20 protein-coding genes and 1 riboswitch are annotated in these 24244 nt (G+C 64.2%); of the genes, 16 read left to right on the top strand and 4 right to left on the bottom strand.

Annotation, left to right across the window (positions count from 1 at the left end; translation table 11 throughout):
- Positions 1-2: 2 nt before the first annotated feature.
- Both ACLI1C_RS08055 and ACLI1C_RS08050 read left to right on the top strand, forming a co-directional pair.
- Positions 3-878, top strand: a complete 876-nt coding sequence (locus ACLI1C_RS08055; protein ID WP_411396352.1) for a 2-hydroxy-3-oxopropionate reductase — start codon at positions 3-5, stop codon at positions 876-878.
- 87 nt (positions 879-965) lie between these two features.
- On the top strand, positions 966-3074 hold the full coding sequence (locus tag ACLI1C_RS08050; RefSeq protein ID WP_411396351.1) for a beta-galactosidase: 2109 nt from the start codon (positions 966-968) through the stop codon (positions 3072-3074).
- Positions 3075-3156: 82 nt separating this feature from the next.
- Here the strand turns inward: ACLI1C_RS08050 and ACLI1C_RS08045 are convergent, their stop codons facing one another.
- A complete protein-coding gene (locus ACLI1C_RS08045; RefSeq protein ID WP_411396350.1) occupies positions 3157-3735 on the bottom strand; it encodes an outer membrane protein in 579 nt (192 codons plus the stop codon).
- Between the two features lie 502 nt (positions 3736-4237).
- Here ACLI1C_RS08045 and ACLI1C_RS08040 point away from each other — a divergent pair.
- From ACLI1C_RS08040 to ACLI1C_RS08010, 7 genes are all read left to right on the top strand, one after another.
- On the top strand, positions 4238-5011 hold the full coding sequence (locus ACLI1C_RS08040; RefSeq protein WP_411396349.1) for an amino acid ABC transporter substrate-binding protein: 774 nt from the start codon (positions 4238-4240) through the stop codon (positions 5009-5011).
- 79 nt (positions 5012-5090) lie between these two features.
- Positions 5091-5771, top strand: coding sequence for an amino acid ABC transporter permease (locus tag ACLI1C_RS08035; protein ID WP_411396348.1), 681 nt, complete (start codon positions 5091-5093; stop codon positions 5769-5771).
- On the top strand, positions 5768-6523 hold the full coding sequence (locus tag ACLI1C_RS08030) for an amino acid ABC transporter ATP-binding protein (protein WP_411396347.1): 756 nt from the start codon (positions 5768-5770) through the stop codon (positions 6521-6523). Before ACLI1C_RS08035 ends, ACLI1C_RS08030 begins: the two co-directional genes overlap by 4 nt.
- 199 nt (positions 6524-6722) lie before the next feature.
- Positions 6723-7979 carry a PQQ-dependent sugar dehydrogenase gene (locus ACLI1C_RS08025; RefSeq protein ID WP_411398269.1) on the top strand — a complete coding sequence of 419 codons (1257 nt, stop codon included), beginning with the start codon at positions 6723-6725 and terminating at the stop codon, positions 7977-7979.
- Between the two features lie 23 nt (positions 7980-8002).
- Positions 8003-8743 (top strand): ABC transporter permease, encoded by a 741-nt coding sequence (locus ACLI1C_RS08020; RefSeq protein ID WP_411396346.1) that lies wholly within the window; start codon positions 8003-8005, stop codon positions 8741-8743.
- A 32-nt stretch (positions 8744-8775) separates the two neighbouring features.
- Positions 8776-9792 (top strand): ABC transporter substrate-binding protein, encoded by a 1017-nt coding sequence (locus tag ACLI1C_RS08015; RefSeq protein ID WP_411396345.1) that lies wholly within the window; start codon positions 8776-8778, stop codon positions 9790-9792.
- The gene (locus tag ACLI1C_RS08010) at positions 9789-10610 is read left to right on the top strand and encodes an ABC transporter ATP-binding protein (protein ID WP_411396344.1); all 822 of its coding nucleotides are present in this window, start codon (positions 9789-9791) and stop codon (positions 10608-10610) included. Before ACLI1C_RS08015 ends, ACLI1C_RS08010 begins: the two co-directional genes overlap by 4 nt.
- On the opposite strand, the gene ACLI1C_RS08005 is transcribed toward ACLI1C_RS08010, so the two are convergent.
- Together ACLI1C_RS08005 and ACLI1C_RS08000 are read right to left on the bottom strand one after the other, a co-directional pair.
- Positions 10586-12721, bottom strand: a complete 2136-nt coding sequence (locus ACLI1C_RS08005; protein WP_411396343.1) for a CHASE2 domain-containing protein — start codon at positions 12719-12721, stop codon at positions 10586-10588. The genes ACLI1C_RS08010 and ACLI1C_RS08005 overlap by 25 nt on opposite strands.
- A gap of 4 nt (positions 12722-12725) precedes the next feature.
- Positions 12726-13646, bottom strand: coding sequence for a helix-turn-helix domain-containing protein (locus tag ACLI1C_RS08000; RefSeq protein WP_411396342.1), 921 nt, complete (start codon positions 13644-13646; stop codon positions 12726-12728).
- 104 nt (positions 13647-13750) lie between these two features.
- On the opposite strand from ACLI1C_RS08000, the gene ACLI1C_RS07995 reads away from it, so the two are divergent.
- From ACLI1C_RS07995 to ACLI1C_RS07965, 7 genes are all read left to right on the top strand, one after another.
- Entirely contained in the window at positions 13751-15025 is a 1275-nt protein-coding gene (locus tag ACLI1C_RS07995; RefSeq protein WP_411396341.1) for an ABC transporter substrate-binding protein, read from the top strand.
- Between the two features lie 163 nt (positions 15026-15188).
- The gene (locus ACLI1C_RS07990; protein WP_411398268.1) at positions 15189-16019 is read left to right on the top strand and encodes a carbohydrate ABC transporter permease; all 831 of its coding nucleotides are present in this window, start codon (positions 15189-15191) and stop codon (positions 16017-16019) included.
- The gene (locus ACLI1C_RS07985; protein ID WP_411396340.1) at positions 16016-16834 is read left to right on the top strand and encodes a carbohydrate ABC transporter permease; all 819 of its coding nucleotides are present in this window, start codon (positions 16016-16018) and stop codon (positions 16832-16834) included. The genes ACLI1C_RS07990 and ACLI1C_RS07985 overlap by 4 nt, the downstream gene beginning before the upstream one ends.
- A gap of 12 nt (positions 16835-16846) precedes the next feature.
- Complete coding sequence (locus tag ACLI1C_RS07980) at positions 16847-17926, top strand: ABC transporter ATP-binding protein (protein ID WP_411396339.1); 1080 nt, start codon at positions 16847-16849, stop codon at positions 17924-17926.
- Between the two features lie 105 nt (positions 17927-18031).
- A complete protein-coding gene (locus ACLI1C_RS07975) occupies positions 18032-20038 on the top strand; it encodes an aldo/keto reductase (RefSeq protein WP_411398266.1) in 2007 nt (668 codons plus the stop codon).
- An 896-nt stretch (positions 20039-20934) separates the two neighbouring features.
- Positions 20935-21077, top strand: a riboswitch (FMN riboswitch).
- Between the two features lie 101 nt (positions 21078-21178).
- Entirely contained in the window at positions 21179-22159 is a 981-nt protein-coding gene (locus ACLI1C_RS07970; RefSeq protein ID WP_411396338.1) for a DMT family transporter, read from the top strand.
- Positions 22160-22277: 118 nt separating this feature from the next.
- Entirely contained in the window at positions 22278-23120 is an 843-nt protein-coding gene (locus tag ACLI1C_RS07965) for a MurR/RpiR family transcriptional regulator (RefSeq protein WP_411396337.1), read from the top strand.
- A gap of 83 nt (positions 23121-23203) precedes the next feature.
- On the opposite strand, the gene iolG is transcribed toward ACLI1C_RS07965, so the two are convergent.
- The gene (iolG, locus tag ACLI1C_RS07960) at positions 23204-24241 is read right to left on the bottom strand and encodes an inositol 2-dehydrogenase (protein ID WP_411396336.1); all 1038 of its coding nucleotides are present in this window, start codon (positions 24239-24241) and stop codon (positions 23204-23206) included.
- Positions 24242-24244: the final 3 nt, after the last annotated feature.

Below are 24244 nucleotides of genomic sequence, written 5' to 3'. Positions count from 1 at the left end.
ACATGAATATCGGTTTCATCGGCCTCGGCGTCATGGGCCGCCCCATGGCGGAACACCTGATTGCCGCCGGACACAGCCTTGTCTTGCACCGGGTCAAGGATGCATCGCAGCATCTTGTCGACAAGGGTGGCAAGCCCCTAGACAGCGCCAGGGCGGTTGCCGAGGCCAGCGACATCATCATCCTGATGCTGCCTGATACGCCGGATGTGGAGGCCGTGCTGTTCGGCGCCGACGGCGTCGCTGCCGGCCTTGGCGCCGGCAAGCTCGTCATCGACATGAGTTCCATCTCCCCCGTTGCGACCAAGGATTTCGCCAGGCGCATCGAGGCGCTCGGCTGCGACTATCTCGATGCCCCCGTCTCGGGCGGGGAAGTCGGCGCAAGGAATGCCGCGCTGACCATCATGGTCGGCGGCCGGCAGGAGGTGTTCGACAAGGCCCTGCCCCTGCTCCAGCTCATGGGCAAGAACATCACCCTGGTCGGGGGCAATGGCGATGGCCAGACGGCCAAGGTCGCCAACCAGATCATCGTCGGCCTCAATATCGAGGCTGTCGCAGAGGCGCTGCTCTTCGCCAAGAAGGCCGGCGCCGATCCCGCCAAGGTGCGCGAAGCGCTGATGGGGGGCTTCGCCGCGTCCCGCGTGCTGGAAGTGCATGGCGAACGCATGATCAAGCGGACCTTCGATCCGGGCTTCCGCATTCGCCTCCACCGCAAGGACCTGTCGCTGGCCGTCGATGCCGCCAAGGCGCTCGACATCGCTTTGCCCAATGCCGTTGCGACGCAACAACTGATGAATGCCGCCATCGCCCGCGGCGACGGCGACAAGGACCACTCCGCCCTGATCCGAACCCTGGAGGCGCTGGCCGGCGACGACAGCTAGCTCCAGCCCTCTGCCCTGTCCCAACCCACCAACGGCGATGCCATCGCGTCGCTGCATGACGAACCATTGCCGCAAGGAAGCCAGACCATGCCTCTCGACAAGCTCCCGCAGATCCCGTTCGGCGCGGTCTATTTCCGCAAGTCCAACCCGCCCAAGGCCGATTGGGAGCGTGACTATGGCGTCGCCTCAGAAGATGGGCTCAATGTCTTCCGTCACTGGTTCATGTGGGCGGCGATCGAGCGCAAGCCGGGCGTGTATGACTGGGAAGACTATGACCGCCAGATGGACCTGGCGGCCAAGAACGGCATCAAGACCATCATTGCCGAGCTGACCCATACCGTCCCGGACTGGGCCTATCGCCAGTGGTCCCATGCCAGGCAGGTGCGTGCCGATGGTCGGCCGATGACGTCCAATATGGGCGTCAGCTCCGCGACGGGCGGCTTCTCCAACAATGGCGGCGGCGCTGGTGCCCTGACCATGAATGCGCCCGAGGTCAAGGAGGCCGTCGGCGCCTTCCTCAAGGCCCTGGCCACGCGCTACAAGGGTCATCCGGGCCTGCTCGGCTACGATGTGTGGAACGAGGTCAACTACGCCGCCGACGTCGATTTTTCCGACTATATGAAGGCGGACTACCGCCTCTGGCTCCAGGCCAAGTATGGCGATCTCGATACGCTGGCCCAGGCCTGGTACCGCTATTCCTATGCCGGGTGGGACGATATCGAGCCCCCGCATGAAGTGGCTGCCTATCCGGAAAACCTCGACTGGCTCGAGTTCAAGCGGCAGAACTACTACGACCAGATGCAATTCAAGATCGACACGATCCGCGGCATCGATTCCGACTGCCTGATCGCCGCGCATGGCGTCGGCGGGGCCATTCCCAACATGGCCGCCAATGGCTCGGATGACTGGCTCGCCGCCTCGAAGGTCGAGCTCTACGGTCTCACCTGGGTGCCCAGCCGCCGCGGCTTCAAGCCATGGCAGAACTTCTTCGGCCCCGACCTGACGCGCGCCGCGGCGCGGGGCAAGCCATGGTGGCATGCCGAGCGTCCGGGCGGGCCACTCTGGCTGCAGCCGCAGGTGCTGGGACGCGACAAGGAAGACGGTCGCGTCATGGACCCCGAGGATATTCGCACCCTCACCATGACCTCGTTTGCCGCGGGCGCCACCGGCGTGCTCAACCTGCGCTATCGCCCCCTGCTCGATGGGCCGCTGTTCGGTGCCTTCGGCTCCTACGGCATGGACGGCTCGCGCACGCCGCGCTCGGACATGGCCAGCGCGATCGGCAAATGGGCCAATGCGCCCGAACAGAAGCCGCTCTTCGCGGCCAAGCCGGTCAAGGGCGACATCGCCATCCTGGTGATTCCAGAGGCGCAGGCCTGGGATTATCTGCTCAACCACCACCACAAGCCCGAGACCTATCGTGAGGCCATGTGGGGCGCCTATCGCGGCTTCTTCGACAATGGCATTCAGGCCGACTGGGTCCATATCGACCACATTGCCGACTATGACACCATCTACGCCCCCTACCCGATCATGCTCACCGCCGAACATGCCAAGGCCCTGGCGGCTTGGGTCGAAGCCGGCGGGACGCTGATCTCGGAAGCGACGCCGGGCTATTTCGGTGATCGGGGCAAGGTCGGCACGGTCCAGCCAAACAACGGGCTGGACGCCGTGTTCGGCGTCCGCGAGGACGAGGTCGAGTTCATGCCCGATATCGGCGACCGCATCCATTTCGCGCTTGATGGCAGGCCCGTCCAGGGTGGCGGCTTCCTGCAGTCCTATCGGGTCACGACCGGCAGCGGTCGCGGCAGCTTCGCCGATGGCCGCCTGGCCGTGGTGGAAAACCGCTTTGGCGCCGGCAAGACGATGCTGGTCGGCACCCATCCGGGCATTGCCTATTTCAAGACCAGTGGTGCCGACAATCTACGCTACTTCGCCGACGCCTTTGCCTGGACTGGCAAGACACAGCAGGTGCAATTGTCCAACCCCGCTCTTCAGGCGCGCCTGCATGAGGGGCCAGCCGGCAGGATACTCTGGGTGATCAATTCCACGCGGGAAGTCCAGCAGGCGACGCTATCCGTTGGCTCGGGGGAAGCAACGCTGGGAACCGTGTACTGGGCGGGCTCCGGGGCATCCGCCAGCGGCACCAGCATTACCGTGCCACCGCGCGATGCCGTGGTGGTTCAGCTGCTCTGAGACGACAGTGCTACAGGCCTGTGCAAACAAAAACGGCTGCCCCGAGGGGCAGCCGTCAAACCGTTCAAGTCGATGGTTCGACTTAGAAGTGGTAGTACACGCCGACGGTTGCCTTGGCCGTTTCGAAGAACGGGTCAGCAGCGCCGTCGAAGTCACCCTGGCCAACCAGTTCACCGCGAACGGAGATCGAGTCGGTCACAGCCAGTTCGACGCCGCCGCCGAGCTGGTACACGCCCTGGTTGAAACCAGTGCGGTTGTTGGTGCCAACGCCACCGATGGCATAGACGAGGACCGAATCGGTCACAACGGCACCAGCACGCAGGTTGGCGAAGAATTCGCCGGTGCTGAACGCGTTGTTCCAGATGTAGTCGCCGGTGACTTCAACGCCGACCAGCAGCGGATCCATCGGCAGGAAGTTCACGCCGGCAGCAACGCCGAGCACGCCCGAGGTCGAGCTGATCGGATAGCCGGCATAGGTGCTGGCGTCGGAACCGGTGAACTGGCCACCAGCGCGAGCACCGACATAGAGACCTTCCCAATCGAAGCCAGCAGCCTCATAGATCGGCTCGGGAGTGGTCGGGATGATGAGATCGGCGGCCTGAGCAGCAACAGAACCGAGAGCGGCGATCGAGACGCCGATGAGAAGAGCACGTACAGACATTTAAAGACTCCTGGGAGAAGGAACCCGCAATATCGCCCGGGGGAGTCGGATGCACAAGGGCGCGTCGGCCCTGGCCTGCACAAGCGGACCGTCATGTTGCCCAAAAGTCTCAGTGCGATATCGCCCCGCGAAGGTGCGAACCCTCGCGAGCCATGGCCAAGTCTATTGGTATTCAGAACTCTTTTTCGAAGCTAGCCCAGCTTTTCGGGCAAGGCAACGGTCCGCGCTGCGGGGCCGCAATTGGGCTCACGGCCCTGCAACGCAAGACTCCCACCGCGCAGAGTCGATAAAATCACACCGGCGCTGCTTGATAACCAGCATCGACCTCGCCACACGGTGCGCCGGGCCCTCCAATCTTGGCATCGGCAACTCCTGGCCTGGCCAATTTGAGCATGCGCGCGCGACTCACCCCGGGGAAGAGAAACATCCTTCCAGGTGGTTGAAACTGGCCGTCCGCGGGCGCAGCTTCCACGCCAGATGTTTGCGTTCGTAGGAGAACAAAATGAAGCTCTCGAAGTCGTTGCTGGCCATTGGCCTAGTGCAGTTGGCCCTGGCGACACCAGTGCTCGCGCAGTCCGCGCTCGACCAGATCAAAGAGGCCGGCGTGCTGCGGATCGGGACCGAAGGCACCTATGCGCCCTTTACCTTCCATGATGCGTCAGGCGCACTCGTGGGCTTCGATGTCGAGATCGGCCGCGAGGTTGCCGAGCGGCTGGGCGTGGAAGCCGAGTTCGTTGAAGGCCCCTGGGATGGCCTGATCGCAGGCATCGATGCCAATCGCTATGACGTGGTGATCAACCAAGTCGGCATCAACGAAGAGCGTCAGGCCAAGTACGACTTCTCCGAGCCCTATATCGCCTCCAAGGCCGCGCTGGTGGTCAAGGGCGACAATGCCGACATTGCCAGCTTTGAAGACCTGGCGGGCAAGCGCTCGGCGCAGACGCTGACCAGCAATTATGGCAAGCTGGCCGAAAGCTATGGCGCCGAGATCGTGCCGACCGAAGGGTTCGACCAGTCCATCGCACTCGTGCTGCAGGGCCGCGCCGATGCGACCATTAATGACAGCCTGTCCTTCTTCGATTTCAAGAAGCAGCAGCCGGACGCCGATGTGAAGATCGCCGCCACCGAAGCGGATGCCGACTTCTCGGGCGTGCTGCTGGCCAAGGGCAAGCCGGAGCTGCTCGAGGCGATCAACACCGCCCTTGCCGCCATCAAGGACGATGGCACCTATGCCGAGATCTCGCAGAAATATTTCGGTGAGGACGTCTCACAGTAGCCTTGCCTGCCAGGGCTGTTTACAAGGATCGACCGAAGGTTTCGGCCGATCCTTTTTTCATGAATGACGGAATCGCCTGATGCCGCAATGGCTCTCCCTGATGATCGAGTCGCTGCCGTCACTGCTGTGGGCCTGCATGGTCTTCACGGTGCCGCTGACGCTGTTGTCCTTCGCCCTTGGCCTGGGCGTCGGCTTCGTGGTCGCGCTGACGCGCCTGTTTGCTCCCGGCCCCCTGGTGATGCTGGTCCGCTTCTATGTGTGGATCATCCGCGGCACGCCGCTCTTGGTGCAGCTGTTCCTGATTTTTTATGGCCTGCCCAGCGTCGGCATCGTGCTCGATGCCTTCCCCGCGGCGCTGATCGGCTTCACGCTCAATGTGGGCGCCTATACGTCCGAGATCATTCGGGCGGTGCTGGTCTCTGTTCCCAAGGGACAGTGGGAAGCGGCCTATTCGATCGGCATGACTTGGCGCCAGGCCATGTATCGCACCATCCTGCCCCAGGCCGGGCGGATCGCCGTGCCGCCGCTCTCCAACACCTTCATATCCCTGGTCAAGGATACCTCGCTGGCCGCCGCAATCACGGTCCCCGAACTGTTCCGGGCCGGGCAGCGCATCGTCGCCACCAGCTATGAGCCGCTGATCCTCTATGTCGAGGTGGCGCTCATCTATCTCGTGGTCAGCTCAGTCCTTTCCAGCCTGCAGGCGCGGCTCGAAAAGCGGCTCTCCCGCTACGGCGGCTATATCGAGGCAGCGTCGTGATTACCCTCGAGCACATCCACAAGAGCTTTCAGGACAACCACGTTCTCAAGGGTGTCAGCCTGGTTGTCCCCGAGGGCGGTGTCACCGCGCTGATCGGCGCTTCGGGCAGCGGCAAGAGCACGCTGCTGCGCTGCGTCAACCTGCTGGAAATTCCGCAATCGGGCCGCGTGCGCATCGACGATGCGGTCATCGACTTCTCGCCCGGCGGCAAGGTCCCCCGCAATGCGATCCTGGCGCTGCGGCGCAAGACGGGCATGGTGTTCCAGAATTTCCAGCTCTTTCCCCACCTGACGGCGCTGGAAAACGTCATGGAAAGCCTGGTCACCGTCTTGAAGTGGCCGCAGGAGAAGGCGCGTGCCCGCGCCATGGAGCTGCTCGAAAAGGTGGGCATGGTGGCCAAGGCCGATGCCTGGCCCGCCAATCTCTCTGGTGGCCAGCAGCAGCGCGTGGCGATTGCCCGGGCGCTGGCCCCTACGCCCAAGGTACTGCTCTGCGACGAACCGACTTCGGCGCTCGATCCGCAGCTGGCAGTAGAAGTGGTCGAGGTGCTGGCGCAGTTGGCGCGCGAGGGCACGACCATGCTCATGGCCACCCATGACCTGCGGCTTGCCGCCACCATTGCCAGCAATGTCGTCTTCCTCGACAGCGGCGACATCGTCGAGGCCGGCCCTGCCCGGCAGGTCTTCGGCGCCCCGGCAGACGAGCGCACCAAGCGGTTCGTCTCCACCCTGACTGCACAGACAACACTCTAGGAGGCCTGGCGGCCCCGGTCAGGACCGCTTCAACTTCCATACGAGCGGGTTGCACTGTCGGACAACTTCGCGCAAAACGGGGCGGACGGCATTCGCCGCCCCCTCATCCGCCAGCTCCAGGAAAACTCTCATGGTCGGAACCATTCTCATTTTGCTCGTGCTTGCGGCACTGGTCGCGGCTGCGGTCTGGTACTGGATCATGGAGTATCCCCGCCATCCCCGCCATCACGTCCCCGTTTATGGCACGGCGCCGCAGATTCCCGAGGCGCATCCCCAGGGCGGCATGCCGACCCTCAAGATGCCGACCGCTAAGGGCTGGGCGCCGGGTGACAAGCCAACGCCGGCGCCGGGCCTTTCGGTCAGCGCCCTTGCCATGCAGTTCCAGCATTGCCGCTGGATCTATGTGCTGCCCAATGGCGACGTGCTCGTCGCCGAAGCGTCTTCGGAAGCTGGCCGCGTCAAGTCGCTGATGGATCTGGCCACCGTGCACACCATGAAGCGTGCGGGCGCGATCTATCCCAGCGCCAACCGCATCATCCTGCTGCGCGATGCCGATGGCGATGGCGTGCCCGAGATTCGCGAGACCTTCCTGGAAAATCTCAGCCAGCCCTTCGGCATGGCGCTGGTCGGCGACACCTTCTATGTCGGCAATACCGACAGCGTCATGGCCTTTCCCTATGAGACCGGCCAGACCCGGATCACTGCGCCCGGCCGCAAGCTGACCGACCTCAAGCCCGGCGGGCACTGGACGCGCAATCTCATTGCCAGCGCCGACGGCACCAAGCTGTTCATCGGCGTGGGCTCGCAGAGCAATATCGCCGAAGGCGGCTTCGACGTCGAAGTGGACCGTGCCGCCATCCTCGAGCTCGACCTCGTCACCGGCCAGCGCCGCACCTTTGCCGGCGGCCTGCGCAATCCGGTCGGCATGGCTTTCGAGCCCACCACCGGTTCGCTCTGGACCGTCGTCAACGAGCGCGATGGCCTCGGCGATGAAACCCCGCCCGATTACCTGACCTCGGTCAAGGATGGCGGCTTTTACGGCTGGCCCTATTCCTACTGGGGCAAGATCGTAGATGACCGCGTCACCCCGCAGGATCCGGCGCTGGTCGCCAGCGCCATCGCGCCCGATTTCGCGCTCGGCGGCCATACGGCGTCGCTCGGCCTCTGCTGGCTGCCCGAAGGCACCCTGCCCGGCTATCCGGCCGGCATGGTCATCGGCCAGCATGGCTCGTGGAACCGCAGCAAGCTCAGCGGCTATCGCGTCGTCCTGGTGCCCTTTGCCGATGGCAAGCCTACCGGCCAGCCGCCGATCGACCTGCTGACCGGCTTCCTCGCGCCCGACGAGAAGCACTCCAACGGACGCCCGGTCGGTGTCGCGCTGGCCAAGGACGGTGCCCTCCTAGTCGCCGATGACGTCGGCCACGCCATTTGGCGCGTGACGCCGGCAGCGCGCTAGGCCCGGCACGCGGCCGGTCCCGGATGATCGCGCTCTATCGCGTGCTGGTCTTGGCCGGGCTGATTGGCCTCTGGTGGCTCATTTCACTACAGGTGGGCGGGGTTATCATACCCAGCCCACCGGCGACCCTCGGCGCCGCGCAGATGCTGCTGGCTGAAGGCCGGCTGCTCCCCGCGCTCGGCGATAGTCTCATCACCTTCCTCGGCGGCTATGGGCTCGCCATCGTTGTCGCCATCCCCTTCGGCCTGCTCATGGGGGCCTTCGCCCCGGTCGGCAAGACGCTCGAAGTCTATGTCTTTGCCCTGGCGGCCACCCCACGCGTCGCTTTCGTGCCGCTGATCATCGTCTTTCTGGGCCTGGGCGTCGAAGCCAAGATCTTCATCGTCTTTCTCGGCGCCGTCATGCCCATCCTGATCAACACCTATGCCGGTGTGCTCGCCACTGATCGGGACCTGCTGGAAATGGCGCAGTCGGTGCGCGCGGGACGGCTCGAGACCTTCCGCCGCATCGTGCTGCCGGGGGCCGTGCCCTTCGTCATTGCCGGCCTGCGCCTGGGCGCCACGATCGGGCTCATCAACACGGTGGTGGCCGAGCTCTACACCGCCGTGCGCGGGCTGGGCGGCCTTTTGGCGCTCTATGGCAATACCTTCCGCATGGCCGAATATTTCGTCATCGTCCTCATGCTGGCCTGCATTGGCGTCCTGGTCGCCGAAGGGCTGCGCCTCGCTGAAAAACGGCTGGTGCGCTGGAAGTCCGGCAGCTAATCCAAGTCAATTCCCAACAGGCCCAAACCACCATGATCCGTAACGCGCTCCACGCTTTTCTCCTTACCCTTGCTGCCTTGGCCGGCCTCAGCGCGCCGGCTGCGGCTGAGCCGTTCCGGCTGATCGTCACCCATCTGGAGCCGCCACTGGTGCCCAATTCCGTGATGGATCTGGCGGTCGAGCTTGGCTATTTCGAGCGCGAAGGCGTCGAGGTCGAGCTGGTCCGCGTCCAGCAGACGCCCTCGGCCATCGCGGCCATCCTGTCGGGTGACGGCGAAATGGCCAATGTCGGGCTCGACGCCCTGCTGCAGCTGGTGGCCCGGGGCGAGACAGGCCTCAAGGCCGTGCTCTCCCCCAACAAGTCCCTGCCCTTCCTGATCGCCGCGCGCGACGACATCGCCACGCCCGCCGATCTCGCCGGCCGCAGCTTCGGCATCGGCCGTCCGGGCTCGCTCGATCATTCGCTATCGACCCGTGTGCTGGGCGGTGCGGGCGTTGATATGGATGGTCTTGAACTGGTGGCGCTGGGGCAGCCCGAGGCACGCGCCCAGGCGCTGGCTGCGGGCCGGATCGATGCCACCACCATGTCGATCGGCGTCTGGCAGGTGCTGCCCGACAAGGCCGGCCTGCATGTCCTGGTCGACACCGACGCCTATTTCGCCGGCGCGCCGGTGGTCAACAAGGTCAATATCGTCAGCCAGTCGGCCCTGACGGAGCGGCGTGACGAGGTCAAGGCGGTCATCCGCGCCCTGCTGCGCATCTCGCGCGACTTCGCCGCCACACCCGGCGCCTGGGCCACGGCCATCGCGCCCTACCAGCCAACCCTGACGGCAGATGACCTGACCGCGCTGGATGCCGGCTTTGCGGGCAGCTGGAGCGTCAATGGTGGCATGAATGCCGAGGAGCTGGCCTATTCCTCCGAATGGCTGGCCGGCACGGAGGACTTTGCCGGGCTGGCTGTCCCGGCTCTCTCTGATTGGGCCGACCTGACCTTGCTCGACGAAGTGCTCATCGAGCTGGGGACCGACCCGGCCATGGACGCGCCGTGACCGAACCGGCTGGCCATGTCGTCCTGTCTGGGGTGTCCAAACATTTCGGACACCGCGACGGCACGCCCATGGCGGCCCTGACCGGCGTTGACCTGACCATTGCCGGTGGCGAATTCGTCGCAATCCTGGGCCCGTCCGGCTGCGGCAAGACGACCCTGCTGCGGCTCCTCGATGGTCTCCTGCAGCCCGACTCCGGCAGCATCAGCGTCGGCGGTGCACCGCCCCGGCCCGGGCCGGAAACCGGCCTAGTCTTCCAGAGCTTCCGCCTCATCCCCTGGGCCAATGTTCGGGACAATATCGACTTCGCGCTGACCAGCAGCGGGCTTTCTCTTGCCGAGCGCGCTGAGAAGGTCGACGAGGCCATTGCCCTGGTCGGCCTGCAACGCTTTGCCAGCGCCTATCCGGGCGAGCTGTCGGGCGGCATGAAGCAGCGCGTTGCCCTCGCCCGCGCGCTGGCCAGCGAGCCGCAGCTCCTGCTGATGGATGAGCCCTTTGCCAGTCTCGACGCGCAAAGCCGCGAACTGATGCAGACCGAGCTGATGGCGCTCTGGGCGCGGCGTCGACCCACCGTGGTCTTCGTCACCCACAGCGTCGACGAAGCCATTCTCCTGGCCGACCGCGTGCTACTCATGGCGCCGCGGCCCGGCCGGGTCATCGAGAGCCTGCCCGTCGAACTGCCGCGACCGCGCTGGGGCTATGATGTCCATGGCCATCCCAGCTTCATCGCCCTGCGGCGCCACCTGTCGGAGCGGCTGCGCGAGCTGGTGCTGACCGATCCCGGCTCCGATTTCTTTCAGAGAGGCGCGCCGCGCTCCTGAAGCATGAGATGCGAGTCGCCGACAACAACCGGAGCGAAATCCGCCCGGCGCTTCACACTGGCATCATAGAAGCCGCCCAGCCGCGGATCGATCCGCACCGCAGCCGCCCGGCACCGCTCAAGCGCATCCGCTGCTGTCTCGCCCCTGGCCCAGGCGGCGACCAGCGCATCGTGTTCTGTTCGCAGCGCTCCGAATTCCGGCGACGCCGCCAGAGAGGTCGGCCCCACCAGCAGATGGATCGGCTCGGGATGACTGATGCCCTTGAGTACCACGTGGCCGGCATCCAGAAGGGCCAGGTCGGGCACGGCGGCGCGCGTTTCGGCCGTCACCAGCACATCATAGCCGACATATCTGCAGGCGCCCTCCAGGCGGCTGGCGACATTGACGGTGTCGCCGATGCAGGAATAGTCGAAGCGCGCCTCGAACCCCATATTGCCCACCAGCGCCGGCCCGGTGGAAATGCCGATACCGATGGCGATCGGCTCGACGCTGGCCTGCTGCGCATTGAGCTGCTGCAGGGCCTCGCGCATCGCCAGGGCCGCCTCGCAGGCGCGCCGGGCATGTTGGGGCACGTCCACCGGGGCGTTCCAGAACGCCATGACGGCATCACCCATGAACTTGTCGATCGTGCCCTGGTGCCCGACAATGGCCGCGCCCAGCGCCGCGAACAGGCGGTTGAGGATGCCGACCAGCTCGGCCGGCGCGGTGCGTTCGCTGAGCGCGGTGAAGTTGCGCACATCGGAGAACATCACGGTCAGCTCGCGCACGTCCCCACCCAGCTTGAGCAGGCCCTCGTCGGCCTCGATCTGGGCCAGAAGCGAGGGCTCGACATAGTGGGCGAAGGCCCGGCGGATGCGGCGCTTGTCGGCGTCGGTCACCGCGAACTGGAAGAAGGCCATGGCCGCATAGACGACCAGCACGGCGAAAAGGGCAAAGCCGGGATCGATCAGCAGGCCATATTGCGCGAAGGCGAGCCAGCTGCCCGCCAGCACCAGCGCCGCGATGACCCCCGACACCAGCAGGCCCGGCAGGGGGCCGGTCAGCAGCAGGGCCAGCACCACTGCGACCGCGCTGCCGGCAATGACCAGCACTTCCAGTCCGCCCACCCAGTCGGCGCGGTACAGGTAGGTGCCGGTCAGCATCTGTTCCAGCGCCTGCAGGTGGATCGAAACGCCGGGCACCGCCCCGCCCAGCGGGCTGGCGCGAATGTCGAGCAGTCCGGCGGCCGAGGCGCCAACCAGCACGATATGGCCCGCCAGCGCGGGCGCGAGTTGGGCATAGTCCGCTGCAAGCAGCCGCTGGGCCGAGACATAGGTTTCCGGCGGCAGCTCACGATAATAGAGCCACATGTCGCCATTGGGCCCGGTGGGCACTTCGAACTGGCCAATCCGCAGCCCATCCACCGTTCCCGCGCCGGCCGTGTCGCCCAGCACGACCAGCGTCGAAACACCTTGCGCAACGCGCAGCGTTTCCACTGACAGCGTGGGCAGCGGTGCAGTGCCGTTCGACCACAGCAGGGGCAGGCGTCGCGCCACGCCCGCGCCCTCGCGATCAAGACTCGCCACGCCCAATCCCGCCGCAGCCAAAGCCAGCGGGGGCAGCGGCGCGGCGACACCGTCCAGTATGGGCAGGCCGGGCAATGGGTCCGCCCCCGTCATGGCATAGCCGGATTTGGGTGCGGGCGCGACGCCACCCTGCCCGGCCCGGCTAACCGCCAGGATGGTCGGGCGTCCTTCCAGGGCTCGGGCGAACAGATCATCATAGTCCTCGCCACCCGCCACGATGGCCGATGGCGACAGGCGATCTGGCTCGGAAAACAGGATATCGAAGGCAATGGCGGAGGCGCCCAGTTCGGTGAGCCGGTCGGCAATCCGCGCCATGACCTGCCGCGACCACGGCCACTGGCCGACCGCGGCGAGCGAGGCTTCATCGATATCGATGATGCGCACCGGCAGGTCGGCTGGTGCCGGCCGCGGCTTGAGTTGCTGGAACACATCGAAGGTGGTTTCCCGCGCCACCCGCACCGCATAGGGGTCCGCTGCCCGCAGCGCGACAAGCGCAACCACCACCGCGGCGCCGAACAGCAGTGCCGACAGGCGCCGTTTCCACATGGATCTAGTTCATGGGGCCGTTGGTCCGGCCGTTCACCGTCACTGGCGCGGGCGGCCTGCGACGCACGTCGCGCCGGAAATCGGTGGGCGACATGCCCGCGATCTTGCGGAAGGACTTATTGAATGCACTGAGTGAACCGAATCCGCTATCCATCGCCACCTGCAGCACATTCGCTTCTTCCTGCATCAGCAGGGCCTGCGCATAGCTCAGGCGCATGAGGTTCACATAGTCGTTGAGCGTCATGCCCGTCGATTTCTTGAACACGTTCATCGCGTATTTGGGATGGATGTCCGCCGCCTGGGCGATGTCGGCGGAATCGATCTCCTCGCGGAAATTGTCGGCGATGAAGTCGCAGATGCGGACCACTATGGGCGAGGAATGGTGGTCGAGGCCATCGACCACGCTCACGACATTGGCCGGCCCGGGCAGCAGCTTGTAGGCGTCGAACCGCACCCGCTCGATCCGCAGCAGCAGTTCGTCCACGGCAATGCCGGCCTTCATCGGGTCGCCCGAGCGGGCATAGTCATTCCATCGCGCGAAATTGAACGTATCGGATGCGTCGGTCGCCTGGCTGACCAAGGTCGCCCCCTGCATCAGTTTGGACTGCACATCCTGGGGCAGCCGAAGACGGAAGAAGTGCACCAGCGGCAGGTGGCCACCGGCATAGACGACATCCTCTGCAGCATCGTCCAGCTGATGCGGCAACCCGCCCCAGAACAGGGCCATATCCCCTTCATTGAAGCGGACTTCATGGCCGCTCATCCGGTAATGGACCCATCCGCGCACGATGTAGTTCACCTCGACCTGGGCGTGCCAGTGCGGCGCCAGCATGACCGGTGGGGAAGCATGAAACATCGACAGCACAGTGGGGAGGCGCTCTACCCCGTTTTTGACATCGGGCTCGTAATACACCCTTTCGGTCATCTTACTTTCCGCCAACTCTGCATGCCTTTTCGCATGGACGTAATGCACCAGAGGCATAGCTTAGAAAGCGCTCGACATAAGAGCAAATGAAAAGGGAGGACTACATGATCCGCACAACTTCGCGGTGGCGCAACACGCTTGCTGTCGCACTCACGGGCATCAGCCTGTTCAGCGTCACGGCCGCATCTGCGGCCCAGATCACCGTCTGGTGCTGGGACCCGAATTTCAACGGCGCGACGATGGAAGAGGCTTTCTCGCGCTACCAGGCCAACAATCCCGACGACACAATCAAGATTGAAATCTTCGACAAGGCCGCCATGGAGCAGAAGCTGCAGGCGCAGCTCGCATCCGGCGCCACCGATGGCCTGCCCGACATCGTGCTGATCGAGGATTACCGCGCGCAGAAGTACCTGCAGTCCTTCCCCAGCGCCTTCGAGCCGCTCAACAGCCACGTCGATTACTCGACCTTCGCGCCCTACAAGGTCGAACTCGCGACCCTCAACGGCCAGACCTATTCCATCCCCTTCGATTCCGGCGTCACCGGCTATTTCTACCGCTCCGACCTTCTGGCAGAAGCTGGCTTCGGCCCGGCTGATCTGGAAAACATCACCTGGGACCAGCTGATCGAGATCGGCAAGGCGGTCAAGGAAAAGACCGGCGAAACCCTGCTCCCGATCGATCCGACGTCGTCGGACTGGATCCGCATCATGCTGCAGTCCGCTGGCAGCTGGTACTTCGATGCCGATGGCAACGTCACCATTGCCGACAATCCGGTATTCAAGGCCGCCGTCGAGACCTATCAGCGCCTGATGGCCGCCGGCATCACCACCCCGGTTTCCGGCTGGACCGAATATACCGGCAGCTTCACCTCCGGCAAAACTCTCTCGACCTTCTCGGGCGTGTGGATGACCGCCACGATCAAGGCCAATCCCGACCAGGCCGGCAAATGGGGCGTTGCCCCCTCGCCGCGTCTTGATGGCGTCGAAGGCGCCAGCAATGCCTCCAACCTCGGCGGCTCGAGCTGGTATGTGCTGTCGTCAGCCCCCGAAAAGGAAAAGGCCATCGACTTCCTGACCACGATCTGGGCCCAGGACGTTGATTTCTACCAGGAAATCCTGGTCAATCAGGGTGCTCTCGGCTCGCTCCTGGCAGCCCGCGAGGGTGAAGCCTACCAGGCCACCGACGACTTCTTCGGCGGTCAGCCGGTCTGGCAGAACTTCTCGTCCTGGCTGGCCGAGATCCCGTCGGTCAACTACGGCATCTTCACCGAAGAGGCCGACACAGCCACGGTCGCCCAGATCCCCGCAATCACCAGCGGTGGCAATGTCGACGAGATCATCGCTGCCATCGACGCCCAGGTGCGTCAGCAGATTCAGTAGTCACACCTCCCGGGGGCAGCCTTTTGCTGCCTTCGGCCTCCCGCGATCCCGCGCCTGGCGCGCGGGGTCGTTGGCAATGGCATCGATGAACTGAACAACGGGGCGGCAAGTGGCGCAATCTGCACTGGCGCGCAGCGAACGGATCAGCGGCTGGCTTTTCGTCATGCCGGCATTGGTCCTGCTGGGCATTTTCATGGTCTATCCGATCCTCTGGTCGCTCTGGATGAGTTTGCAGGTCGGGCGTGGGATGAACTTCAGCTTTGGCGGGACGGCCAATATCGTCCGGCTGACGCAGGATCCGGTCTTCATCCGGGCGCTCACCAATACGCTGCTGTTCCTGGCGGTGCAGGTTCCGATCATGCTGGTGCTGGCGCTGTTCTTCGCCAATGCCCTCAATGACAGCAGGCTCTGGGGTCGCGGCTTCTTCCGCACGGCAATCTTCCTGCCCTGCGTGACCTCGCTCGTCGCCTATTCGGTCATCTTCAAGTCGATCTTTGCTCTGGACGGCATAGCCAACCAGACGCTGATGTTCATCAATCTCATCGACAACCCGATCAACTGGCTGTCAGATCCGTTCTGGGCCCGCGTCGTGGTGATCACGGCCATCACTTGGCGGTGGACCGGCTACAACATGATCTTCTACCTGGCGGCGATGCAGAATATCGACCGCTCGATCTACGAGGCGGCCAGGATCGATGGCGTCCCCGCCTGGGCGCGCTTCTGGTACCTCACCGTGCCCCTGCTCAAGCCCGTGATCCTGTTCACCAGCGTCATCTCGACCATCGGCACGCTGCAGCTGTTCGACGAGGTCAACCTGCTGACCCAGGGCGGGCCGTCGGATTCGACCCTCACCCTGTCGCTCTACATCTACAATCTCAGCTTCAGGTTCATGCCCAGCTTCGGCTACGCGGCCACCGTCAGCTACGTCATCGTCATACTGGTGGGCATCCTCAGCCTGATCCAGTTTATCGTGGCAAAGGATCGCCGCGCATGAGCAACCCACTCGCCCTCCTCGGTCGCGCCGGCACCTATCTGCTGCTGTCGCTCGCGGCCTTCGTCTCGATCTTTCCCTTCTTCTGGATGGTGGCCGGCGCCACCAATACCTCGGCCGACATCATCCGCGGCAAGGGTACGCCGGGCACGGCGCTGTGGGACAATATCGTCAAGTTCATCAACTCGTTCGACATGGTCCGCGTGCTGTTCAACTCGTTCCTGCTGGCGGGTCTGGGCACGGTGCTGACTCTCATCGTGGCATCGCTGGCAGGCTATGGCTTCGAAATGTTCCGCTCGCGCTTCCGCGAGAAGATCTTCGGCGGCCTGTTGCTGATGCTCTCCATCCCCTTCGCGGCGCTGATGATCCCGCTTTTCGTGCTGATGGCGAACTTCAAGATCATCAACACCTATCAGGCCGTCCTGCTGCCAACCATCGCCTCGATCTTCATCATCTTCTACTTCCGGCAGGCCACGAAGGCCTTTCCCAACGAGCTGCGCGACGCTGCGCGCATCGATGGGCTCAAGGAGTGGCAGATCTTCCTCTACGTCTATATGCCGGTGATGCGGTCGACCTATGCGGCCGCCACCATCATCGTCTTCATGAACAACTGGAACAGCTATCTGTGGCCGCTCATCGTGCTGCAGACCAACGAGATGAAGACCCTGACACTGGTCGTGGCCACGCTTACCTCCGGCTATACGCCCGATTTCGGCGTCATCATGGTCGGGGCGATCTGCGCCACACTTCCCACCCTAATCATTTTCTTCGTCCTCCAGCGCCGCTTCGTCGAAGGCATGCTGGGCGCGGTCAAATAAGGTGCATTCAGAATGAGCAGCTTGAAGCTAAAGGGTGTGCGCAAGGCCTATGGCAGTGTCGAGGTCATCAGGGGCGTCGATCTCGAGATCAAGCCGAAGGACTTCGTCGTCTTCGTCGGCCCCTCGGGCTGCGGCAAGTCGACCTTGCTGCGGATGATCGCCGGGCTCGAACACATTACGGCCGGCGATTTGGAGATCGGCGGCCAGCGCATGAACGATGTCGATCCGAGCAAGCGCGGCATCGCCATGGTGTTCCAGTCCTATGCGCTCTATCCGCATATGACGGTACGCGACAATATGGGCTTTGCCCTGCGCTTTGCCGGCGTCGCCAAGGACCAGATTGCCCGGCAGGTGAATGATGCCGCGCGCATCCTGGCGCTCGAGCCGCTGCTGGATCGCTATCCCAAGCAGCTGTCCGGCGGCCAGCGGCAGCGCGTCGCCATCGGCCGGGCCATCGTGCGCAATCCGCAGGTCTTCCTGTTCGACGAACCGCTCTCCAACCTCGATGCCGAATTGCGCGTGCATATGCGCATCGAGATCGCGCGGCTGCACAAGGAACTGCAGACCACGATGATCTATGTGACGCATGATCAGGTCGAGGCCATGACCCTGGCCGACACCATCGTCGTGCTGCGCGACGGCATCATCGAACAGGTCGGCCGGCCGCTCGATCTCTATGACGATCCGGCCAACCAGTTCGTCGCCGGTTTCATCGGCTCGCCCAAGATGAATTTCCTCGAGGCCGAAGTGGTTGACTCGACCCCGACCGGGGTGACGATCGAGTTGATCAATCACGGCCGGACGCGCCTGGTCCTGCCGGTCAGCGGCGGCACGATGGGTGAAAAGGTCACCCTGGGCGTGCGCGCCGAACATTTCGGCGAGCCCGGCGCGGGCAATTGCGACATCACGCTCCAGGTCGACGTAGCCGAGCATCTGGGATCGACGAGCTATGTCTATGCCAATGCCGGCGGTGAAGCCCTGGTGATCGAACGCGAGGAATCGCGCCATCAGAACGATCTTGACCGCATGGTGGTCTCGATCAGCGCCGACAAGGCCTACCTCTTCGACAGCCAGGGGCACCGCATCCGCTAGCAACCTCCCCTATCCTCCGAACACCGCATACCCCGCCGGCGGGACTGATCCGGCGCATTGAACACGGCTGGTCAAGTCACCGGCCAATTGAATTTGAGAAGGACCATTTCCATGTCTGAAAAAATCCGCTGGGGCATTATCGGGCCGGGCAGCATTGCCAAGGCCTTTCAGGGCGGCGTCGCCGGCAGCAAGCACGGCGTGCTCGCCGCCATTGCCACGCGCGATCCCAACAAGCCCGGCCTCGCCACCGACTTCCCCGGCGCCAGGATCGTGCAAGGCTATGACGCCCTCCTGGCCGATCCCGAAATCGATGCCGTATATATCGCGGTGCCCCATACCGGCCACGCCGAATGGGCCATCAAGGCGGCCGAGGCCGGCAAGCATGTGCTGGTCGAGAAGCCGCTGGCGCTCTCGGCCTTCGAGATCGACGCGGTCTTCCACGCCCATCGCAAGGCCGGCACCTTTGCCGGCGAGGCCTTCATGTACCGGCTGCATCCGCAGGCCGCCAAGCTGCGCGAGCTGATCGTCTCGGGCGTGGTCGGCGAAGTCCGCATGATCCAGTCGAGCTTCGGCTTCTCGATGGGCAAGTTCCAGCCCGAACACCGGCTGTTCGCCTCCAAGCTGGCTGGCGGCGGCATTTTGGATGTCGGTGGCTACCCCGTCTCCATGTCCCGCTTCATCGCTGGCGCCGCCATGGGCAAGCCCTTTGCCGATCCGGTCAAGGTTTCCGGCACGGCCAAGCTCAATGCCGAGGGCACCGATGACTGGGCCGCGGCCATCCTCACCTTCGAGAATGGCATTGTCGCCCAGGTCTCCTGCGCCGTGATGGCCAATCTCGACAACGTGCTGCGCATCCATGGCTCGGAAGGCCGCATCGAAGTGCCGGACTTCTGGTTCGCCGGTGGCGACCGCACCACGGGCCTCGGCAAGATCGACATCATCAAGGGTGGCAAGACCGAGACCATCAGCGTCAACGAAACCCGTCACGTCTATTCCTTCGAGGCCGATGCCGCAGCCGAAGCCATCTTCGCCAAGCGGCAGGAGCTGGCTGCCCCGGGCATGAGCTGGGCCGACAGCCTGGGCAATGCCCGGGTGCTCGACGCCTGGCGCAAGGATGCGGGCATCGAATATTCGGTCGAGAAATCCGCCAATCGGGTCAACACCCTGGCCAATCGCAAGCTGGGTCCCAACCAGGGCGTCATCCCCAAGCGCTCCATTCCGGGCCTTGCCAAGCAGGCTTCGGCCGTCGCGCTGGGCTTTGAGGATTTCAAGACCTTCGCCTCGGGCGCCATCCTGCTCGACGCCTTCTGGGAACGGGGCGGCAACCTGTTCGACACCGCCTTCGTCTATGGCGGCGGCTATACCGAAAAGCTGTTCGGCGAATGGCACCGCAACCGCGGCACCCGCGAGGGCGCGGTGTTGATCGGCAAGGGCGCACATAGCCCGCTGGTCTATCCCGACGTCATCGGCAAGCAGCTGACCCAGTCGCTCGATCGCCTGCAGACCGACTATGTCGATGTCTATTTCATGCATCGCGACAATCCCGACATTCCGGTCGGCGAGTTCGTCGATGCCATGGATGACGAGGTCAAGAAGGGCCGTATCCGTGGTCCGTTCGGCGGCTCCAACTGGACTCGCGAGCGGTTCGACGAGGGCATTGCCTATGCCGAGCGCACCGGCAAGACCAAGCCCATGGCGCTGAGCAACAACTTTGCCCTGGCTGAAATGCTCGATCCGATCTGGGACGGCTGCGTCACCTCCTCGACCGATGCGTGGAAGCAGTGGCTCAAGGATCGCCAGGTGACCAATTTCTCCTGGTCGAGCCAGGCCCGCGGCTTCTTCACCGACCGTGCCGGTCGCGACAAGCGGGACAATGAGGAACTGGTCCGCGTCTGGTACAACGAGCAGAACTTCGGCCGCCGCGACCGGGCCATAGAGTTGGCCAACAAGCTCGGGCACAACCCGATCCACGTTGCCCTGGCCTATGTGCTGGCCCAGCCCTTCCCCTCCGTGCCGCTGATCGGCCCCCGTACGCTGGGCGAACTCGACGACAGCCTCTTGGCCTTCGACATCAAGCTGACGCCCGAGCAGGTCGTCTGGCTGGAGGGCTAGCCTCCCGACCGCTCCCGGCCTCTCCCCCTTGCCGCTGTGCGCTTGCGACCCCACCCCCTCCCGGCCTCCCCCATCAAGGGGGAGGTGCGGTTCGGTAGTTGGGACTCGATTGTGCCTATGAGTGGAGCAAAACCTCCCCCTTGATGGGGGAGGTAGGAGGGGGTGACGGTTGCTCCCGATACCCGGGCCAAACACACCCCCTTTGACCCTTCTCACCTAAAATCGTTCCACCGGAACAATGTTGCCTTCGGCTGGCTCGAAGCCCGGAAGGCGGAGGGTGTCGACTGAGAAATCGTGCCACCAGTCCAGGTCGTCCCCCGGATCAAGCCCGGCGCAACTCCCGGATTTGCTCGTATATCCAGCTCCCACCACAAACTTATCCCCCTCCGCCAAACCTCCTGCATACTCTCACCATCTACCCGCCAGAGCGCGATCATGACGAGTGATGAGCGGGCCAGACTGCCGGGGAGCATGGGTCGCCAGGCTCCCGCATGTATGCTGACCACCGGCCTCGCGCCGTCCCGCAGGGCAAATCTCTCCAGTGGAGAGATTTGAGGTTAGAAGGCCATGCGAGCTTCGCTCGAATGGCACGAACCTCCAGACGGAACGGAAGCGATAAAATCCGAAAGGGCGGCCGCTCGATGCGTGTGTGAAAAATCCCGGCGTGATGGCGAGGCGTCTGTCTCACTATCTAAAACTAACCTTCGAGGCAGTCGCCTCGCCATCACTGCTCACTCGCTGAGCAGACCGAACCACACGATCACCGCAACCCAGGCGGCGCTTTGGCACGCACAATTGTTCCACACTGTTCGCGCAAGGCGCACAGTTACTCCCTTGTGTCTACTTGCCGACAATCCGCCCCTCCCCTATGTTCATCGGGCGGGACATTGCGTTCCGCATGTTCTCAGGGCGGGGTGCGATTCCCCACCGGCGGTAAAGGCGGCAACGCCAAGCCCGCGAGCGCCCGGCGAAAGCCGGGGTCAGCAGATCCGGTGCAACTCCGGAGCCGACGGTATAGTCCGGATGAAAGAGAACGGGACCAGCGCTGGCTTGCCGGCGTCCGCAACCCATTGGGGCCGGGCGCAGGTGCGCGGCGACTTCCCGTAACCCTGAGGAAACTGGTTACGGAAAGGACTTCATATGAACCACGTTTCCTCCTCCACCCCCAACAATGGCGCCGCCACGGGCGCCTTCTTCATGATCGCGGCAAGCCTCGCCTTTGCGGGGAGCAATCTGCTGCAATCGGCGCTGCCAACGCCTGTGGAGTATGGTGGCTATGGCATGAGTTCGACCGGCATGGCCTTCTGGCAATATGTCATCGCCTCGCTGCTGGCCCTGCCACTCATTCTCCGCATCGGTCTGGGCAACCTGCGCACCAGCCACCCGGTCGCCCACCAGATCCGCGCCTTCGTCTCGGCGCTGGGTGTGCATGTCTTCGTCTATGGTTTTGCCACGGGCGTACCGATCTGGCAGATGGTGACCCTCCTGGCCACCGGCCCGCTCTTCATCATCCTCGGCTCGACCCTGTTTCTCGGCGAACGGGCCTCCGCCGTTCGCATCGGTGCCGCTTTGGTCGGCTTTGTCGGCGCCATCATCGTATCGGGCGTGGGCGCGGAAAGTCTGAGTTCAGCGGCCCTCATCCCGATCGTGGCTGCGGCTCTGTGGGCCACGACCGACGTGCTGACCAAGTATCTCAGCAAGCGGGGTGAGCGCCCCGAGACGCTGACGATCTCACTGCTCGTCCTCGTGACCCCGAACCACCTGCTGATTCTCATCGCCGTCTGGGCGCTTGGTGGGGTGGCTCCAGGCTTGCTGCCGTCGGGCCTGGCCGACAACGTCTTCGCCCTCCCCGGTGGCACCGCGCTCGCGCTGCTGGTCCTGCTCGGGGCGCTGACGGCCGCCGCGCAATACCTGCTGGCTGTTGCCTACAAGGCGGCCGATGCGACCTATCTGCAGCCCTTCGGCGACCTCAAGGTGCCGCTCAGCGGACTGCTGGGTTGGGTCATCCTCAGCCAGGTTCCGGGCGACTTGTTCTGGGCCGGCGCGGCACTGATCCTCGCCGCTTCTCTGTTCATCCTCTGGGCGGAAACCGATCGTCGTCCCAAGCTCAGCGTGGCATAGCGCGCCAAACGGCCCGCGGACCTGGTTCGCGGGCCGTTCTGTTTTCGGAACAGACTTTCCAGCAAGGCTTGATTGCAGCGCAGGATTGGGGATTATGGTGCGAATGCGAGAGTGAGCCATGTCCGACGTCACTGCCAAAGAACTGCCACCGCAGGATTTTGATGCGCTGCGGGCAGCGATCCTCGAGCGCAAGGCCGAGTTGCCCAAACGCCTGACCCAGGTCGCCGCCTATGCACTCGACCATCCGGACGAGATCGCCTTCGGCACCGCGGCCAGCATTGCGGTCTCGGCCGATGTGCAGCCGTCCACGCTGGTCCGCTTCGCCCAGCATTTCGGCTTCGACGGCTTCTCTGGCCTGCAACTGCTGTTCCGCGCCCGACTGCGTGAACGGACGTCATCCTATGAGGAGCGCCTGCTGACGCTGGAGCAGAATGGCGCGGCGCTGGCCGAGAGCACCACGATCTTCAACGGCTTCATCTCGGCGGCGCATCGCTCGATCGATGCCATTGCCGCTGCCGTCGAGCCGGACGCCTTCGAGCGCGCCGTGACCCTCCTGGCCAAGGCCGAGACCATCTACCTCATCGCCAAGCGCCGCTCCTACCCGATCAGCAGCTACATGGCCTATGCCTTCGGCAAGCTGCGGGTGAAGTGCCAGCTGGTCGGCACCTCGGCTGGTATCGACGATGACCTCCTGGCCATGGCCACGCCGCGCGATGCGGCCTTCGCCGTCAGTTTCTCGCCCTATGCCTCCGAGAGCGCCGCCCAGGCCCGCATGCTCAGTTCACGCGGCATTCCGGTGGTGTCGCTGACCGATTCCGCCTTCTCGCCCCTGGCCGAATGCTCCAAGGAGTGGTTCGAAGTGGTCGAAGCCGATCATGCGGGCTTCCGCTCGCTCTCCGCCAGCATGGCCTTTGCCATGGCCCTCACCGTCAGCATCGCCGAAAAGCGCCGGCGGCAGTGAAGTTATCCCCGCTGCCGAGAGCAGCGCTAAACTGAAAAGGCCGCCGGATTGGCGGCCTTTTGCATGGGACGGAAGCCGTGTTGTCAGCGACCCTGGAATACCGATCGGTCGGCAAGGGCGCCGGTGACTTCGCTCACCTTTACGGCCCGGCCTTCCTGGACCGACTTCAGGGCGGCATCCGCCAGCGCCAGGGCGATCAGCCCGTCGATGCCACTGGGCGAGGCCGGAGATTTCGATTCAACGGCGTCGATGAAGGTACTGATTTCACGCGCATAAGCTTCGGTGTAGCGGGTCATGAAGAAGTCATGCAGCGGCGGCCTCGTGTAGCCGTCGGCATTGGCAACCTCGATCGACACCGGGCGCTGGTTTTCCGCCGAAACGGCGCCCTTGGAGCCATGCACCTCGATGCGCTGGTCATAGCCATAGGTGGCGCGGCGCGAATTGGAAATGGTGGCATGCTTGCCCGAGGCGGTCGCCAGCATCACCGAGACGCTGTCGAAGTCCCCGGCTTCGCCGATCGCCTTGTCGACCAGCACGGAGGCCTGGGCGCTGACCGTGTCGATTTCCTCGCCGAGCAGGAAGCGGGCCATGTCGAAATCGTGGATGGTCATGTCGCGGAAGATGCCGCCCGAGCGCTTGATATAGTCGACCGGGGGCGCGCCGGGATCACGCGAAACGATGGTGACCATCTCGACCGTGCCGATCTCGCCCTTGGCAATCACATCCTTGACCGCCATGAAGTGCGGGTCGAAGCGGCGGTTGAAACCCACCATCAGCGTGCCGCCTTCGGCGTCGACCACCTTGAGGCAGGCCTTGACGCGCTCGACGTTCAGGTCGATCGGCTTCTCGCAGAAGATGGCCTTGCCGGCGCGGGAAAACTGCTCGATCAGGTCGGCATGGGTATCGGTCGGGGTGCAGATCACAACCGCATCGATATCGCTGGCCGCCAGGATCTCTTCAATGCTGCGGACGTCGCAACCATATTGTGCCGCGATGTCGCTGGCCGCCTTGGGAAAGGCATCGGCCACCGCAACGAGCTTGGCCTTTGGGTTGGCGGTCACAGCCTTGGCGTGAACCTTGCCGATGCGCCCTGCACCAAGCAGGCCGAAACGAACGGTCATTTT

The organism is Devosia sp. XGJD_8 (assembly GCF_046614475.1).
In the GTDB taxonomy this organism is placed as follows: Bacteria; Pseudomonadota; Alphaproteobacteria; order Rhizobiales; family Devosiaceae; genus Devosia.
Note: the sequence above shows the minus strand (reverse complement) of the source record. Positions and strands in the feature narration are given on the sequence as shown.

Coding starts and splice junctions, on each gene's coding strand:
- ACLI1C_RS08055 (WP_411396352.1), top strand. CDS start 3: ATGAATATCGGTTTCATCGGCCTCGGCGTCATGGGCCGCCCCATGGCG.
- ACLI1C_RS08050 (WP_411396351.1), top strand. CDS start 966: ATGCCTCTCGACAAGCTCCCGCAGATCCCGTTCGGCGCGGTCTATTTC.
- ACLI1C_RS08045 (WP_411396350.1), bottom strand. CDS start 3,735: ATGTCTGTACGTGCTCTTCTCATCGGCGTCTCGATCGCCGCTCTCGGT.
- ACLI1C_RS08040 (WP_411396349.1), top strand. CDS start 4,238: ATGAAGCTCTCGAAGTCGTTGCTGGCCATTGGCCTAGTGCAGTTGGCC.
- ACLI1C_RS08035 (WP_411396348.1), top strand. CDS start 5,091: ATGCCGCAATGGCTCTCCCTGATGATCGAGTCGCTGCCGTCACTGCTG.
- ACLI1C_RS08025 (WP_411398269.1), top strand. CDS start 6,723: ATGGAGTATCCCCGCCATCCCCGCCATCACGTCCCCGTTTATGGCACG.
- ACLI1C_RS08020 (WP_411396346.1), top strand. CDS start 8,003: ATGATCGCGCTCTATCGCGTGCTGGTCTTGGCCGGGCTGATTGGCCTC.
- ACLI1C_RS08015 (WP_411396345.1), top strand. CDS start 8,776: ATGATCCGTAACGCGCTCCACGCTTTTCTCCTTACCCTTGCTGCCTTG.
- ACLI1C_RS08005 (WP_411396343.1), bottom strand. CDS start 12,721: ATGTGGAAACGGCGCCTGTCGGCACTGCTGTTCGGCGCCGCGGTGGTG.
- ACLI1C_RS08000 (WP_411396342.1), bottom strand. CDS start 13,646: ATGACCGAAAGGGTGTATTACGAGCCCGATGTCAAAAACGGGGTAGAG.
- ACLI1C_RS07995 (WP_411396341.1), top strand. CDS start 13,751: ATGATCCGCACAACTTCGCGGTGGCGCAACACGCTTGCTGTCGCACTC.
- ACLI1C_RS07990 (WP_411398268.1), top strand. CDS start 15,189: ATGCCGGCATTGGTCCTGCTGGGCATTTTCATGGTCTATCCGATCCTC.
- ACLI1C_RS07985 (WP_411396340.1), top strand. CDS start 16,016: ATGAGCAACCCACTCGCCCTCCTCGGTCGCGCCGGCACCTATCTGCTG.
- ACLI1C_RS07980 (WP_411396339.1), top strand. CDS start 16,847: ATGAGCAGCTTGAAGCTAAAGGGTGTGCGCAAGGCCTATGGCAGTGTC.
- ACLI1C_RS07970 (WP_411396338.1), top strand. CDS start 21,179: ATGAACCACGTTTCCTCCTCCACCCCCAACAATGGCGCCGCCACGGGC.
- ACLI1C_RS07965 (WP_411396337.1), top strand. CDS start 22,278: ATGTCCGACGTCACTGCCAAAGAACTGCCACCGCAGGATTTTGATGCG.
- iolG (WP_411396336.1), bottom strand. CDS start 24,241: ATGACCGTTCGTTTCGGCCTGCTTGGTGCAGGGCGCATCGGCAAGGTT.